At 70.9% G+C, this 16,118-nt stretch carries 14 protein-coding genes; 9 read left to right on the forward strand and 5 right to left on the reverse strand.

What is annotated here, in order from left to right; translation table 11 throughout:
• The first annotated feature begins 236 nt into the window (after positions 1–236).
• Positions 237–1,322, forward strand: coding sequence for a YihY/virulence factor BrkB family protein (locus M4960_RS14185; protein WP_131878596.1), 1,086 nt, complete (start codon positions 237–239; stop codon positions 1,320–1,322).
• A 64-nt stretch (positions 1,323–1,386) separates the two neighbouring features.
• Here M4960_RS14185 and M4960_RS14190 read toward each other — a convergent pair whose 3' ends face one another.
• From M4960_RS14190 to M4960_RS14200, 3 genes are all read right to left on the reverse strand, one after another.
• Positions 1,387–2,877, reverse strand: coding sequence for an aspartate ammonia-lyase (locus M4960_RS14190; protein ID WP_248704571.1), 1,491 nt, complete (start codon positions 2,875–2,877; stop codon positions 1,387–1,389).
• A gap of 310 nt (positions 2,878–3,187) precedes the next feature.
• Entirely contained in the window at positions 3,188–3,484 is a 297-nt protein-coding gene (locus tag M4960_RS14195) for a hypothetical protein (protein ID WP_133936696.1), read from the reverse strand.
• Positions 3,485–3,539: 55 nt separating this feature from the next.
• Positions 3,540–4,796 (reverse strand): inorganic phosphate transporter, encoded by a 1,257-nt coding sequence (locus M4960_RS14200; protein WP_123938824.1) that lies wholly within the window; start codon positions 4,794–4,796, stop codon positions 3,540–3,542.
• 117 nt (positions 4,797–4,913) lie between these two features.
• Between M4960_RS14200 and M4960_RS14205 the strand changes: the two genes are divergently transcribed.
• From M4960_RS14205 to M4960_RS14215, 3 genes are all read left to right on the forward strand, one after another.
• Positions 4,914–6,602: a sodium:proton antiporter gene (locus tag M4960_RS14205; RefSeq protein WP_131878592.1), complete on the forward strand. Its 1,689-nt coding sequence runs from the start codon at positions 4,914–4,916 to the stop codon at positions 6,600–6,602.
• A gap of 51 nt (positions 6,603–6,653) precedes the next feature.
• A complete protein-coding gene (locus M4960_RS14210; RefSeq protein WP_248704572.1) occupies positions 6,654–8,222 on the forward strand; it encodes an ABC transporter permease in 1,569 nt (522 codons plus the stop codon).
• 158 nt (positions 8,223–8,380) lie between these two features.
• Complete coding sequence (locus M4960_RS14215; RefSeq protein ID WP_111084562.1) at positions 8,381–8,668, forward strand: hypothetical protein; 288 nt, start codon at positions 8,381–8,383, stop codon at positions 8,666–8,668.
• 14 nt (positions 8,669–8,682) lie between these two features.
• Here M4960_RS14215 and M4960_RS14220 read toward each other — a convergent pair whose 3' ends face one another.
• Positions 8,683–9,201: an 8-oxo-dGTP diphosphatase gene (locus M4960_RS14220; RefSeq protein ID WP_165932319.1), complete on the reverse strand. Its 519-nt coding sequence runs from the start codon at positions 9,199–9,201 to the stop codon at positions 8,683–8,685.
• Between the two features lie 64 nt (positions 9,202–9,265).
• Between M4960_RS14220 and M4960_RS14225 the strand changes: the two genes are divergently transcribed.
• Both M4960_RS14225 and M4960_RS14230 read left to right on the forward strand, forming a co-directional pair.
• Entirely contained in the window at positions 9,266–9,616 is a 351-nt protein-coding gene (locus M4960_RS14225; RefSeq protein WP_111084560.1) for a tryptophan synthase subunit alpha, read from the forward strand.
• Between the two features lie 46 nt (positions 9,617–9,662).
• On the forward strand, positions 9,663–10,553 hold the full coding sequence (locus M4960_RS14230) for an aminodeoxychorismate lyase (RefSeq protein ID WP_248704573.1): 891 nt from the start codon (positions 9,663–9,665) through the stop codon (positions 10,551–10,553).
• A 111-nt stretch (positions 10,554–10,664) separates the two neighbouring features.
• Here the strand turns inward: M4960_RS14230 and M4960_RS14235 are convergent, their stop codons facing one another.
• The gene (locus M4960_RS14235) at positions 10,665–11,864 is read right to left on the reverse strand and encodes an amidohydrolase (RefSeq protein ID WP_111084558.1); all 1,200 of its coding nucleotides are present in this window, start codon (positions 11,862–11,864) and stop codon (positions 10,665–10,667) included.
• A gap of 74 nt (positions 11,865–11,938) precedes the next feature.
• On the opposite strand from M4960_RS14235, the gene M4960_RS14240 reads away from it, so the two are divergent.
• From M4960_RS14240 to M4960_RS14250, 3 genes are read left to right on the forward strand one after another with little or no spacing between them, the layout of a single operon-like run.
• Positions 11,939–13,321, forward strand: a complete 1,383-nt coding sequence (locus M4960_RS14240; protein WP_248704574.1) for a Fic family protein — start codon at positions 11,939–11,941, stop codon at positions 13,319–13,321.
• 40 nt (positions 13,322–13,361) lie between these two features.
• Positions 13,362–15,533, forward strand: a complete 2,172-nt coding sequence (locus tag M4960_RS14245; RefSeq protein WP_248704575.1) for a S9 family peptidase — start codon at positions 13,362–13,364, stop codon at positions 15,531–15,533.
• A complete protein-coding gene (locus M4960_RS14250) occupies positions 15,530–16,063 on the forward strand; it encodes an isochorismatase family protein (protein WP_248704576.1) in 534 nt (177 codons plus the stop codon). Before M4960_RS14245 ends, M4960_RS14250 begins: the two co-directional genes overlap by 4 nt.
• Positions 16,064–16,118 lie beyond the last annotated feature (55 nt).

A 16,118-nucleotide genomic window follows, 5' to 3' on the forward strand; every position in this document is an offset into this window, starting at 1 on the left:
CGGCGAGCGGCCGCAGGCCCTCCCGCGAAAGCGACAGATCTGCGCGAACCTTCCGCGGGCGTCTGTCGCTCTCGCGAGACGGACGGCAGACCGTGGCGGGATCGTGTCGCCCTGACGGGGTCGACGCGACCACGGGCGGACGGGAGGCGCGGGGCGGGCCCGCCACGGGCCTCCCGTCCGCACCGCGGCACGACCACGGCACGGCGTGACGTCATGTGTCGGGTACCGTACAACGCATGCCGGACAGCGCATCGCGCGACCTCCAGCGGACGGGAGTCCGCGCCGTCGTCCGGCGCACCTACCATTCGGTCATCCGGCACCGCGTCGTCGACGCGGCCGCGTCACTGACGTTCTTCGCGCTGCTGACCGTGTTCCCCACCGCGCTGACCGTGGTCTCCGCACTGTCGATCGTCGACCGCAAGGGCGACAGCCTGGCCGACATCATCGGTGTGCTCGGGTTCATCCTGCGCCCGGAGACGGCGCAGCACCTCGAGACCCCGCTGCGCCAGCTGCTGACCCTCGACAACCCGTGGCTCGGCTTCGCGACCGGCGTCGTGCTGACGCTGTGGTCGCTGTCCGGGTACGCGACGGCGTTCGGGCGGGCGATGAACACCTCGTACGAGGTCGAGGAGGGGCGGCGGATCTGGAAGTTCCGCAGCATGATGCTCCTCGTGACCCTGCTCGTGATGGCGGGCGGGGCGATCGCGATCGTGATCCTGCTCGGCACCCCGACGATCTCGGCGGCGATCGTCGCGTCGTTCGGGTGGGCGCCGTGGATCGACGACGTGTGGAACGTCGTGAAGTGGCCCGTGCTCGCTGCCGACCTCGTCGTGATGGTCGCGGTCCTGTACTACGCGACCCCGAACGTGAAGACGCCGCAGCTGCGGTGGGTGTCCGCCGGTGCCGCGTTCGCCATCGTCACCTGGGCGCTCGCGACCCTCGGCTTCGCCGTCTACGTCGAGACGATCGGCGGCGGGAACCGTGCGTACGGGTGGCTCGGCGGCGGGATCCTGCTGCTCGTCTACCTGTACATCTCGAACTTCGTGCTCGTGGTCGGCGGTGAGCTCGACTCCGAGGTGATCCGGATGCGGCAGCTCCTGGCCGGCATCGAGGCCGACGAGTCGATCCGGTTGCCGCTGCGCGACGTCACGCGCAACTTCACGCTCGCCCGCTGGCGGGACGCCGACATCGCCGCGGCGCGGAACGTCCGGACCACCGCGGCCCAGGTCGCCGCCGACGAGGACGCCGAGCCGACTCCGGCGCAGGAACACCTGCGCGACGTGGCCCAGCAGGTACGCGTCGGCGAGGCGCCGATGCCCTGAGGAGGGGTCGCGCTTGCGCTTCGTTCGTTGCGCTTCGTGCGCTTGCGCGTGCGCTTCCAGCCCGTCAGCGCTCGCGCGCCGCTTGGTCCAGCATCTCCTCGGTGACCACCGGGATCGCACCGGTGGCGAGCTCGATGCCGGACAGCCGCGCCGGGCTCAGCACGCGCTGCACCTGGTCCTCATCCATCAGGCCGGCGGCCACGACGAGCGTCGAGATCGGCGTCGACGTGGTCAGTGCCGTGTGCGCGATCGACGCCGCAGCCGCGTAGCCGATGTACGGGGTCAGAGCCGTGACCACCCCGACGTTCGTGTCGACCTGCGCCGCGAGCTTCGCCTCGTTCGCCTCGATGCCCGTCACGCAGTGCTCGCGCAACGTCGCACAGCCCCGTGACATCCACTGCAGCGACTGCAGGATCGAGTGCGCGATGATCGGCTCGAACGCGTTGAGCTGGAGCTGACCGCCCTCGGCCGCCATCGTCACGGTTGTGTCGGCGCCGACCACGGCGAACGCGATCTGGTTCACGACCTCGGGGATCACCGGGTTCACCTTGCCCGGCATGATCGACGAGCCCGCCTGGCGCGCCGGCAAGGTGATCTCGCCGAGACCAGCCTGCGGCCCCGACGCGAGCAGCCGCAGGTCGTTGCAGATCTTCGAGAGCTTCGCGGCACTGCGCTTCACCGTGCCGGACAGCGTCATGAAGGCGCCGGCGTCACTCGTCGCCTCGATCAGGTCCGGTGCCGTCACGACGTCGATGCCGCTGGCGTCCTGCAGCTGCCGGCGGACCTCGTCGCGGTAGAGCGGGTCCGCCGTGATCCCGGTGCCGATCGCCGTCGCGCCGAGGTTCATCTCGGCCAGCAGCGGCAGGACCTTGCGGAGCAGGTCGGCGTCCTCCTGGATCGTGTGCGAGAAGCCGGTGAACTCCTGCCCGAGGGTCATCGGCACAGCGTCCTGCAGCTGCGTCCGGCCGACCTTGAGCACGTCGGAGAAGGCGTTCCCCCGCTCGGCGAACGCCGCGGAGAGCTGCTCGAGCTGCTCGATGAGCCGCCGGGCGGAGAAGATCATCGCGATCTTGATGCTCGTCGGGTACGTGTCGTTCGTCGACTGGCTGCGGTTCACGTGGTCGATCGGGTGCAGGTACCCGTAGTCGCCCCGCTCGTGGCCGAGGAGCTCGAGGGCCCGGTTCGCCAGGACCTCGTTCGTGTTCATGTTCGTGCTCGTGCCGGCACCGCCCTGCACGATGTCGACGACGAACTGCTCACGCAGGGCGCCGTCCCGCACCTCCTGCGCAGCGCGGTCGATGGCGTCGGCACGCTCGTCGTCGAGGACACCGATCGCCCGGTTCGCCCGCGCTGCCGCCTGCTTCACGGTGGCGAGCGCCTCGATGAGGTCCGGGTACACCGAGATCGGCACCGACGTGATCGGGAAGTTCTCCAGGGCCCGCAGGGTGTTGATGCCCCAGTAGGCGTCGATCGGGACCTCGCGCGACCCCAGCGAGTCGCTCTCGGTACGGGTCTGCGCCCCGATGGGGGCCTGTGCTGCTTCGTTGCCGGTCACATGTCGAGGCTAGCCCAGTCCGTCCGGCCGGTCCGGGAGCCGGGCGGGAGCGCGCACATGGTGAGCAGGAATGGTCGGGTGGCCGGAACGCACTCGACCATTTCTGCTCACGAAGCGCGCGTCGCGTCAGCGCCGCCCACACCCAGCCGGACGGGAGGCACGGTGCCAGGCCGCCACGGGCCTCCCGTCCGGTGGACGCGAGCGATCGCGTGCCCGTGGATGGTGAGCAGGAATGGTCGGGTCGCCGGAGGGCACTCGACCATTTCTGCTCACGAAAGGCGCGTCGCGCGCGCGTCGCGCGCGCCCCGCGTCAGTGGAACTGGGGGACGATGAGGTAGATGCCGTACAGCACGACGGCGCCGCAGACCGCGAAGCAGAGGATCGCGAGCGCACGGAAGGCACGCACCGCGGTCGTCGCTCCGGCGGGGTTCGGGAACCCGGCGGTCGCCGGACCGATCGTGCCGTCGTCCTTCACGGTGAACTTGCCCGCGCGGGTGTCCGCGGCGCTCCAGAACCGGAGACCGACGGAGTACACGGCGACGACGAAGCACGACGAGACCACGGCGACGAGCGCCACGGTGACGAACGCGAACCAGTCGATACCCATCAGCGATCTCCCACCGTGAGGAATGCGAAACGGCGTCCGTCAAGCGCGATTCCCATCAGCGACGGCCTCCCTTGCGTGCGGCCATGCGGCGGAGCGTGCGCTCGCGGCTCAGCGCTGCGCGGCGGTCCGCGACGGCGTCGGCGCGCTTCTTGCGCTGCAGATCGCGCAGTTCCTTGCGGGTGTACACGGCGTTCGCGGCGACGTCGACCTCGATGGCCGAGGCACCCTCGTGCGGCTTCCGGAGCGACCACAGGTACAGGCCGAGGATCACGGCGGCGCCGACGATGGCATCGATGACGAGCCCCATGACGCCCAAGCGCGCGATGCCCGAGGCCACCGCGCCCACGGCTGCGGCGGCGGGCAGCGTGATGAACCAGGCGATGACGATCTTGCCGGCGGTGGACCACTGGATCTTCGAGCCGCGGCGGCCGAGCCCGGCGCCGATGATCGAGCCGGAGGACACCTGCGTGGTCGAGAGCGCGAAGCCGAGGTGGCTGGACGCCAGGATCGTCGCGGCGGTCGAGGCCTCGGCGGCGAAGCCCTGGGTGGCCCGGATCTCGGTGATGCCGGACCCGAGCGTGCGGATGATGCGCCACCCGCCCGTGTAGGTGCCGAGCGCGATCGCCAGGGCACAGGCGACGACGACCCAGAACTGCACGCCCTGGTTCGACGACTGCGCCCCGGAGGCGATCAGCGTCAGCGTGATGACACCCATCGTCTTCTGGGCGTCGTTCGTGCCGTGGGCGAGCGACACCATCGACGAGGTGAAGATCTGCCCGACACGGAAGCCGCCGCGCTCGTTCGGGAAGACCGGGCGCTTCGTGATCCGGTACGCGATGCGTGTCGACAGGAACGACACGAGCGACGCGATCACCGGGGACGCGAAGGCCGGGATGATGACGACCGTCAGCAGCGCGACGTAGTTGACGGACTGGAACCCGGCGCCGACGATCGCAGCTCCGATCAGTCCGCCGAACAGCGCGTGCGACGACGACGAGGGCAGCCCGCGGAGCCACGTGATCATGTTCCACACGACCGCTCCGATGAGCCCCGCGAAGATCATCTCCGGTGAGATCGCGACGCCGCCCGGGCCCTCGTTGATGAGGCCGTGCGAGATCGAGGTCGCCACCGCGGTGCTGAGGAACGCACCGACGAGGTTGAGCACCGCGGCGACCGTGACCGCGACCTTGGGCTTCATGGCCCCGGTCGCGATCGGAGTCGCCATCGCGTTGGCGGTGTCGTGAAAACCGTTTGTGAAGTCGAAGAAGAGGGCCAACGCGATGACCAGGACGACTATGAGTGTGATGTCCACCGCGGGCCAGTGTTCCCCATCGACGGCCTCCGGAGCAAACCTGATCGGCAACCTGCTGTTCACCGGAGCTTCAGACTCGTTCAGATTCGGAACCATGCCGATGCGAGAATGAGTCCCATGGACACCGTCGAGCTCCTCATCCTGTTGGTCGGATCGCTCGCGGTGACCGGGTTCGCACGGGCGAAGGGACTCCCCGCTCCCCTGCTCGTGACGGCGGTCGCGCTCGCAGCGTCGTTCCTGCCGGGACTCCCCGCGATGGAGATCGACTCCGAGGTGATCCTGACGGTGATCCTGCCGCCGCTGCTCTACTCGGCGGCGCTCGACGTGTCGTGGCAGAGCTTCCGGACGTCGATCAAGCAGATCCGGCGTCTCGGCATCTTCCTGGTCATCGTGACGGCACTCGTGGTCGGCGCGGTGGCGTACTTCCTGATCCCGGACATGACCCTGCCCGCGGCGATCCTGCTCGGTGCGATCGTCGCCCCGCCGGACGCGGTGTCCGCCGCCGCGATCGGTCGCAAGCTCGGGCTCCCCCGCCGGGTGATGACGGTGCTGTCCGGCGAGAGCCTGATCAACGACGCCGCGTCCCTGACCCTGGTGCGCGTGTTCACCCTGATCATCGCGGGGACGTCGCTCACCATCTGGCAGGACCTCGGCATCTTCGGCCTGGCGATCGGCGTCGGCCTGGCCGTCGGCATCGTGCTCGGCGTCGTCGTGCACTGGATCCGGATGCGGCTCAACGACCCCGTGGTCGAGACGATCATGAGCATCCTGCTGCCCTTCGTCGCGTACATCCTGGCCGAGGACCTCTCCGGCTCCGGCGTCATCGCGGTCGTCACGGCCGGCCTGTACATCGGCTACAACTCGCCGAAGGAGGGCTACGCCACCCGCCTGCAGGAGCGCCCGCTCTGGACCAGCATCGACGTCATCCTCGAGGGCTTCGTCTTCGCCCTGATCGGCCTGCAGCTCAACACCGTGGTGCAGGATCTGGTCGAGAGCGAACGGAGTCTCGGCCAGACGCTCACCGCCGCGGCCGTGGTGCTCGGCGTCGTGATCCTGGTGCGGCCCCTCTTCATCTTCGAGTCGTACGTGCGCAACCGCTTCAACGGGCGATGGCTCCGTCCGCTGCGCATCAAGCTCTCCCGCGGCCACCCGTCACTGCGGTGGATGCGCGGGACGGCCGAGCCGAAGCTCAACTGGCGCGAGCTCACCGTCATCTCGTGGACCGGCATGCGCGGCGTGGTGACCCTCGCCGCCGCGGTGTCCGTGGTCGCGAGCCCGACGCAGATCCCCGCGCAGGACACGATCTTCATCATCGCGTTCTTCGTCACCGTCGGCACGCTGCTGCTGCAGGGCCTGACGCTGCCCTTCGTCATCCGTGCACTCAAGGTGCAGGACCCGGCCGAGGGCGAAGAGGACGTCCGGAGCGAGATGCGACTGAACCAGCGCACGACCGAGGCCGCCATCGAGCTGCTCGAGAAGCGACGTCCGGACTGGTCGAAGCAGTACGGCGCCGTCGCCGTCGACTCCGTGGTGAACCGGCTGAAGGCACGGCTCGAGCGGCAGGTCGAGACGTTCCGGCAGGACGCCCTCGAGGAAGAGGTCGAGGAGCGCAACGCCCCGATGCGCCTGCGTGGCTCGCAGATCCAGGACATCCGGCGCGAGCTGCTCGACCGACGACGCGAGATCGTGCTCGAGGAGCGCGAGAAGGGCAACCTCGACGAAGAGGTCATGCGCCGCGTGCTCGTGACCCTCGACGCCGAAGAACTCGCGATGGACTCGGCGCAGGCGTCACGCAGCCGCTCCTGAGGGCCTCGGCGTATCCTGGCGCTCCGTCCGAGAACAGGAGCACAGCGCCGAGTGAGCACGCCGCGGAACGACGTCAACAGGAACGACGACACCCCGGACCGTCCCGGAGGGTCCCGGCCGACGTCGGCGCCGAAGCCACGCAGCACCCGGCCCTCGGCCCGCGGGACCAAGCCCCGTCGCGGCGCGAAGGTCGCCGGTTCCACCCGACCGGCTCCGCGCCGACAGGCACCCGTGCCGGCACCGCAGCAGCACGGTGCGTACCGCCGCTGGTACTCGACGTTGCACCCGTCGCTCCAGCTCATCGGCCTGCAGCTCTGGATGCCGCTGTTCTTCATCGTCGGCTTCTGCCTCTGCTACGTCTTCGCGTTCCACGCACCGCACCCGCACGACGTCCCGATCGCCCTGGTCGGCAGTGACCCGACACTCGTCGCTGCGGTGCAGAAGGCCTTGCCGGGCGAGTTCGTGTTCCACACCTACGACTCCCTGGCCGCAGCGAAGCGTGACGTCATCGCCGGCTCGATGGCGGTCGCGTACGACCCCGCGACGAACGAGTTCTTCAAGGCGAGCGCCCACCAGTTCCAGGTCGCGAGCCTCGTACCGGCGACGCTGACCGCGGTCCTGACCGGGATCGGGGTCGCGACCCCGAAGACCACCGAGCTCGCTCCCCTGCCCGCGTGGGACGAGTACGGCACCGTCCCGATGTACGTGATGCTCGCCTGGTGCATCGGCGGCTACATGGTCGCGATGTTCATCGGGATCATGGGTGGCCCGCTCCGGCACCGCACCCGCATGACCGTCATCGTCGTCGGCGGCCTCGTCATCTCCCTCATCACGAACACGCTCGCCGGTCCGGTCGTCGGCGCCATCCACGGCCACTGGATCCAGCTCGTGCTCATCGCGTGGGGGTGGATCGTCGCGATCGGTCTCGCCGTCAACGGGCTGAGCTACTTCGTCGGCCGGTTCATCGCCGCCCCCGCCATGATCTGCTTCGTGTTCCTGTCGATGCCGTCGTCCGGCGGGGCGTACCCGAAGTGGTTCATGCCGGAGCCGTTCGCCTGGCTCAACAACGTCGTGGTCGGGTCGAGCATGGTCGACATGATCAAGCACCAGATCTACGGCGTCGGCCCCGGCCCGGCCCGTGGCCTGATCACGATGGGCTGCTACGCCGCGGTCGGCCTCGTGCTCATGTACTTCGGCAAGAAGTGGTGGGAGCGCCGACGCATCCGCGCCATCGTCACGGGCCGGACGACGATGTTCCAGGACGCCAACACCGCGAACCGTGAGTTCCTCGGCAAGGAACGCGACGCCGAGCTCGAGCGCCACGGCCTCGAGTCCACCGAGACGGGCACCCTGAGCGTCCTGAGCGACGACGACTGGGAGGACGCCCGCGTCGGCGGCGACGTCTTCACCGGCGGCCGCGACGGCCTCGAGACCGAGACCACCCCCACCGGCCGCATCCCCGTGCAGCGGACCGGGGACCGCACGGGAGGCGCGGGGACCGGACCGCGCACGCGTCCCGTCCCACGCGCCGAGGGCTCCAGGGCCCCGGCTCGCTCCGACACGTCGGCTCGCGTCGACGCCGGGGACGAGCTCCCGCACGGCCGGCACGCGGACCGGTAGCTCGTTCCTGACGATCGCGCCGCTCGCGCAGACCGACTGCGTGCGCAAGTTCCGACGATGCACCAGTCGAACAACGCGTGCTCTGTCGCATGATGCACGTGCATCGTCCGTGCGGGCACGCGGACCTGTGAGGCGTCGGCGGCGCGTATCCTGGGGGCATGAACCCCCGCATCACCTGGCACCGCGTCCTCGTCACCGTCGTCGTCGTGCTCCTCGTGCTGACGGTCGGCTTCTACGTCGCGAGCATCGTGCTCGCACCCGCCGACGGCCGGAACACCGCCGGGCTCTTCGTCGGCTGGGCGATGTTCGCCATGGTCGGCGCGATCGTGTTCGGGATCATCGACTTCTTCGTCAGGCCCCTCGGCGGTCGCAGCGGGGACGCCGAGGTCATCGCCGCCGCCGAGGAAGCACGCACCGGCAGCACCCGCACCCAGCAGACCCGCTGATCCGCTGATCCGCTCTACGCGGGCGTCTCGACACCCGTCCCGGTGAAGCCCGCGACCGTCGCGTCGTCGTCGGCGAACGTGAAGCGTGCACGCACCGACCCCCCGCGGAGCACTCCGGGGAGCCAGTACTTCGCGTCGTCCCACATCGCCTCGTAGGGGACGTCGGCGACCGGGATCCACCGCGGCTCGAGCTCGTCGGAGCCCGACGGGCTGCCCTGCCAGCGGCGACACACGAAGACGTCCGAGACCTGGGACCAGGACGGCCGGTACGGGAACCGGTAGTCCAACGTGCCACGGGCCTCCAGGTCGACCGTCTCGAGCCGCAGGCCGACCTCTTCGCGCACCTCGCGCACGGCGGTCTCGACCGCCGTCTCACCGGGCTCGCGCTTGCCGCCCGGGCCGACCAGCCGGCCGGTACCGAGGCCGCGGCGCTTCTCCCCGAGCAGCACCTCGGGCCCGCTCGCGCCGTCGCGCAGCAGGTAGACGACGACCACTCGGGGGTGCTGGGACTTGCTCTCGTCGCGCGGGGTCACCCGTCCAGTCTGGCCGAAGATGTGTCGTACGCTCTTCCCATGGCAGGCGTGCTGCGGGGGCACCATGGCTGAGCCCCGCAGGACCGGGCGCAGCCTCGAAGTGCTGCGCGCCGAGGCTGCCGAGGAGATCTCGATGCTCGTCGAGCACCGGAGCCGTCAGGGCGAGGACCCGTGGGAGTTCATGCCGACGCTCCCCACGGTGGACGAGCAGGTCGTGCTCATCCTCCGGGCCGACGCGGTCGACCTCGACGCCGCGATCGGCAAGCGGCACGCCCAGTGGTCGATGCACCCCGCGTCCGGTCAGGGCACCGTCCTCGGCGAGGAGTACCACCGGTTGCGCCGCATCGCGCTGCAGCACCCCGAGTTGACGCCGGCGGTGTGGAAGCTCATGGGTGCCCTGCCCGACGCGAGCTGACGTCCACGCACAACGTGCGCGGACGCGCGTGCGGTTGGATGGGCGCATGACCGAAACCGTGCTCGCGATCCTCAACCAGCCCTCCCGCGACGCCGCGCCGCACGACCCCGCAGCGGACGCCTTCACCTGGGCGAAGCCGCTCGAGGAGCACCTGCAGGTGCAGGACCTCGGCGTCACCCGGGGCGACGGCGTGTTCGAGACGATCACGGTGGTCGACGGTCGTCCGCAGGCCCTCGAGGCCCACCTCGCCCGGTTCGGCCGCTCCGCCGCGATGCTCGACCTGCCCGCGCCGGACCCCGACGCCTGGCGGCAGGCGATCGAAGCCGTCTGCGCCCGGCTCGACCCGGTCCGCGAGGCCTTCGCGAAGACCGTCCTGACCCGTGGCGTCGAGGGCACCGACCGACCCACCGGCTGGGTGTACGCCGCGCCGTCCGTCGACTCGACCGCCGCGCGCACCGAGGGCATCTCCGTCGTCGTGCTGGACCGCGGCTACCGCCACGACGTGGAGCGCACCTCGCCGTGGCTGCTGCAGGGCGCGAAGACCCTGTCGTACGCGGTCAACATGGCCGCCCTGCGCGAGGCCGCCCGGCGCGGTGCCGACGACGCCCTGTTCGTGTCGAGCGACGGCTACGTGCTCGAGGGCACGCGCGCGAACCTGATCCTGAAGGTCGGCGACCGGCTCGTCACGCCGCGCACCGACATCGGGATCCTGGCCGGCACGACGCAGGCCGACGTCTTCCGCTTCGCCGAGCAGGAGGGCATCGAGACCGCCTACGAACTCGTCACGCTCGCCGACCTGCAGGCCGCCGACGCACTCTGGCTCGTGTCGAGCGTCCGCCAGGCGGCGCCGATCCGCTCCGTGAACGGCGACGCCCGCGCGATCGACGCGGACCTGACGGACCGCATCAACGAGTTCCTGCTGGCGCGCGAGGTCTGAGCCGGCCGGGTCCGCCGGCCGTCACCACCCAGCGCCCCCGGCGCCACGGACGGGAGGCCCGGATCGCGACGTGCGGGCACGTCGCGATCCGGGCCTCCCGGCTCTCCCCCGCTACCAGCGCGGGGTGGTGACGCCGACGCCGTCCGCCCACTCGAAGACCTGCCGGCCGTCGATCCAGACACGTGTCGCGCGACTGGTCGCGTCGAGCGGGTCGCCGTCCCAGAGCACGAGGTCGGCGTCGTGGCCCACGGCCAGCCGACCGACACGGTCACCGAAGCCCAGGAACTCGGCTGGGTTGACGGTGAGCGCCTCGAGCGCGGTCTGTGCGGGCAGGCCCTCCTTCACCGCGGCGGTGGCCTGGTCGACGAGCATGCCGATCGGCACGACAGGGGCGTCGGTGGTGATCGCGACCCGGACGCCGGCGGCGGCGATGGTGGCGAGGTTCGGGATCCCCCGGTCACGGAGCTCCACCTTCGAGCGGCTCGTGAACAGCGGGCCGTAGATGACCGGGATGTCCTTCTCGGCGAGCAGGCTGGCGATCTTGTGCGCCTCGGTGCCGTGGTTCACGACCAGGCGGTAGCCGAACTCCTCGGACAGCCGGATGGCGGTGGCGATGTCGTCGTGGCGGTGGGTGTGCTGGTCCCAGACGAGTTCGCCGTCGAGGACCCGGACGAGCGCCTCCTTCGTCAGGTCACGCGCGAACGGCTCACCCTTCGCGGCGGCGGCGTCACGGGCGGCACGGTAGTTCTGGGCCTCGACGAAGGCGTCACGGATGATCTTCGCGACGCCCAGGCGCGTCGACGGCGTCTGGCCCTTGCCGCCGTACACCCGCTTCGGGTTCTCGCCGAGCGCGCTCTTGATGCTCACCGAGTCCGAGATCAGCTGTTCGTCGACGGTGCGCCCGCCCCAGGTCTTGATGGCGACGGTCTGGCCGCCGATCGGGTTGCCGGACCCCGGCTTCACGACGATGCTCGTGATGCCCCCGGCGAGCGCGTCGCGGAAGCCCTCGTCGTCGATGTCGATCGCGTCGATCGCACGGACCCCGGCCATGTTCGGGCCGGTCATCTCGTTCGTGTCGTTGCCGGCCTCGCCGTTCGCCTCCTCGTGGATGCCGACGTGGCCGTGCGACTCGACGAACCCGGGGACGAGCCACGCACCGGCTGCGTCCACGACGGTGATCCCCGGGGGTGGTGTGACGTCCGGGCCGATCGCGGTGATGCGGCCGTCCTCGACGACGACCGCGCCGCCGTCGAAGGCGGGGGCGGAGACGGGGACGACGTGGGCACCGGTGATCGCGAAGGAGTTGCTCATGCCACCAACGCTACGCGGACCGGCGAAATACGAATTCCTGGCGTCGGGCGTCCGGGGGTCCCTACGCTCCCGGCATGGTGCATCGGAACGAGACCCCGGACGTCCACGACGGCTCGACCGCGCTCGGGGGCCAGACCGCGCACAGCGGCGTGCTCGTGCACCGCGGATGGCCCGTGCACGGCAGCGCGGAGCGTCCGTGGCGCAGCGCCCACCGGGGTTCCCGCGCCGATCGGATGACCACGTCCGTCCGGGTGTCGCTCCCGCCGCGGATCGCTCGTGCTCGGTGGGAGCCCGATGCCCGGACCGAGGCGCTGCTCGACCGCGCAGCCGCGGCGCTCCGGTCGCTCGACGTCCACCACGGTTCCCGGCTCGCCCCGCTCGGGTCGGTGATCGGTCGGACCGAGGCCGTCGCCTCGTCGCGGATCGAGGACGAGTCCGCGTCGCTCGACGACTGCGCCCGAGCCCTCGTGGGCATCCGCGCGAACCCGAGTGCGACCGTCGTCGTCCGCGCCGCCGGAGCGATCGAGGGGTTGGTCGCGGCAGCGGACACGGGCGTGATCACCGAGGCCGCGCTGCTCGAGGCGCACCGGCTGCTCATGCGCGACGACCCGGTCGACGGGCGGTACGCCGGGCGCTACCGCAGCGTCCAGAACTGGATCGGTGGCGGTGACACCCCGCGGCTGGCGACGTACGTCCCGCCGCCGCCGGAGCTCGTCGCGCCCCTCATGGCCGACCTGTTCGCGTTCCTGCACCGGACGGACCTGCACCCGATCGCCCAGGCCGCGATCGGGCACGCCCAGTTCGAGTCCATCCACCCGTTCACCGACGGCAACGGCCGGATCGGACGTGCGCTGATCAGCGCCGTGCTGCGACGCCGGGGCGTCACGACGACGGTGACCGCGCCGATCGCCACCGCGCTCGCAGCGGATCGGGGCCGGTACTTCCGGCACCTCGAGCGGTACCGCGACGGGGTCGTGGACGCCCTCGTGGCAGACGTCGCGATCGCCATCGGCACCGTGTGCGACGAGGCGACCGTGACCGCCCTGCTGCTCGACGAGCACGCGGCCGACCGGATGGCGGGTCCGTGTGCCACGAGAGCCCACGCCGCCGTCGGACGGGCGCTCTCCGACGACCCGGTCCTGACCGAGGCCCGACTGCAGGACCTCCTCGCCGGTGTCGACGACGGACCGGTCGACGAGGACCTGGCCGGCTGCGTGGCCGCAGACCTCGTGCGCGCCGGGGTGCTGCGTCCGGTCACCGAGCGGCGGCGTGACCGTGCCTGGGTCGCACCGGCCGTCGTGGACGAGCTCGAGGCCTTCGAGCAGCGGGTCCGCGCGGGGGTGGCCGGTCGGACGCGGTCCGATCGGTTCGGGGCGGGGCGGCCGGCGGACGCGGCGCGACCGGTTCCGGGCGGGGCGGTCGGGCGGACGCGGTCCGACCGGTTCCGGGCGGCGTGACGCCCGGCTCGCCACGGGGCCGTGCGCATAGGGTGGGACGGTGAGCACCGAGCACTCCCAGGCCACCCCGCCCACCGCCGCCAAGCGGCCCGTGACGCGGACCCACCACGGCATCGACTTCGTCGACGACTACGAGTGGCTGCGTGACAAGGAGTCGCCGGACACCCTGGCGTACCTCGAGGCCGAGAACGCCTACACCGACGCCGCCACCGACCACCTCGCCCCGCTGCGCGACCGCGTCTTCGCCGAGGTCAAGAACCGTGTGCAGGAGACCGACCTCTCAGTGCCGGTGCGCATGGGCGACTGGTGGTACTTCACCCGCACGGCCGAGGGCAGCCAGTACGGCGTGCACTGCCGTGCGCCGATCGCCGGTCCGGACGACTGGACCCCGCCGGCCGTCGTCGAGGGCGAGTCGACCCTCCCCGGCGAGCAGGTCGTCCTCGACGGCAACGCCCTGGCCGACGGCCACGAGTTCTTCTCCCTCGGCACCTACGACATCAGCGACGACGGCACCCGCCTGGTCTACGGCATCGACGTCGAGGGCGACGAGCGGTACACCCTGCACGTGCGCGACCTGGCCTCCGGCACCGACCTCGGCGACGCCATCCCGAACACCGGGGCGGGCGCGACCTTCGACCCGGCCGGCCGGTACGTCTTCTACCCGACCGTCGACGAGTCGTGGCGTCCGGACAAGATCTGGCGGCACGCCGTCGGCACGGCCGCGTCCGACGACGTCCTGGTCTTCGAGGAACCCGACGACCGCTACTGGGTCGGCGTCGGCGTCACCCGGTCGTCGCAGTACATCGTCATCGAGCTCGGGTCGAAGATCACGTCCGAGGCCCTGGTGCTCGACGCCGCCGACCCGACCGGCGAGTTCCAGGTCGTGTGGCCACGACGCGACGGCGTCGAGTACGAGATCGAGCACGCCATCGTCGGCGGCAGCGACCGCTTCCTGGTGCTGCACAACGACGGTGCCGAGAACTTCGAGCTCGTCGACGTCCCCGCCGACGACCCCACGTCCGAGCGCGACCGCCGGGTCGTCGTGGCGCACCACACCGAGCGCCGCATCGAGTCCGTCGACGCCTTCGCCGGGCACCTCGCGCTCGAGTACCGCTCCGAGGCACTCCCCCGCATCGCGATCATCCCCATCGAGGGTGACGAGTATGGCGACGCGCACGAGGTCCCGTTCGACGAAGCACTGTTCTCGGCCGGCCTCGGCGGCAACCCCGAGTGGGACCAGCCGACGCTCCGCATCGGGTTCACCTCGTTCGTCACGCCGTCCGAGGTCAGCGACCTGGACCTGGGGACCGGCGAGGTGACGGTCCTGAAGCGCCAGCCGGTGCTCGGCGGCTACGACCCCGCCGACTACGCGCAGGAGCGCGACTGGGCCACGGCGGCGGACGGCACCCGCGTGCCGATCTCGCTCGTCTGGCGGCGCGACGCCGTCGACGCGGACACCCCCTCGCCGCTCCACCTGTACGGCTACGGCTCGTACGAGCACTCGATCGACCCGGGCTTCAGCGTCATGCGGCTGTCGATGCTCGACCGCGGCGTCGTCTTCGCGGTCGCCCACGTGCGCGGTGGCGGCGAGATGGGTCGCCACTGGTACGAGAACGGCAAGACCCTGACGAAGAAGAACACGTTCACCGACTTCGTCGCGGTCGCCGACCACCTGATCGAGTCCGGCCGCACCACCGCGGACCGGCTCGTGGCCGAGGGCGGCAGCGCCGGCGGGCTCCTGATGGGTGCGGTGGCGAACATCGCACCGGACCGGTTCGCCGGGATCGTCGCCGCGGTGCCGTTCGTCGACGCGCTCACGAGCATCCTCGACCCCGACCTGCCCCTGACCGTCATCGAGTGGGACGAGTGGGGCGACCCGCTGCACGACGCCGAGGTCTACCGCTACATGAGCGAGTACACCCCGTACGAGAACGTCCGCGACGACGTGCAGTACCCGCGGATCCTCGCCGTGACGTCGATCAACGACACCCGTGTGCTCTACGTCGAGCCGGCGAAGTGGACCGCGAAGCTGCGCGAGGTCGGGGCGCCGGTGCTGCTGAAGACCGAGATGTCCGCGGGCCACGGTGGCGTGAGCGGTCGGTACGCCTCGTGGAAGGAGCGGGCGTTCGAGCTGGCCTGGCTGCTCGACGTGCTCGGGCTGGCCGACGAGGCGCCCGCCGCCGCGAGCGCCGCACCCGTCGCCGCCGGATGAGCACCGCCCTGCTGGTGATCGACGTCCAGGCCGGGGTGGTCCGCTCCTGCCTGGACGCCGACGCCGTGGTCGCGCGTATCCATGCGCTCGTGACGCGAGCTCGGTCCGAGGGAGTCCCCGTCGTCTGGGTGCAGGACGAACAGGACTTCCCGTACGGCACCGACGACTGGCAGCTCGCGGGCCCGCTCGTCCGCGATGCCGTCGAGCCGCTGGTGCGCAAGACCTACCGGGACTCGTTCGTCGACACGAACCTGCGCGCTGTCCTGGACGGGCTCGACGTCACGCACCTCGTGATCGTGGGGGCGCAGACGGACTACTGCGTCCGCACCACCGCGGGGCGAGCGGCGGCCGACGGGTACGACGTCTCACTCGTCGCCGACGCCCACACGACGACCGATGCCGAACACGACGGCGTCAGGGTGCCGGCGGCGCACGTCGTCGCTCACACCAACATGTACTGGTCGGGGCTGCGCTACCCGGGTCGGCGGTTCCGGGTGCCGGAGTCGGCGTCGGTCGACTTCGGCGGCTGAGTGCCACGCTCTTGGTGAGCAGAAATGGTCGGGTTGCCCGCGGGCACCCGACCAT

This window comes from Curtobacterium sp. MWU13-2055 (genome assembly GCF_023242305.1).
Classification (GTDB): domain Bacteria; phylum Actinomycetota; class Actinomycetes; order Actinomycetales; family Microbacteriaceae; genus Curtobacterium.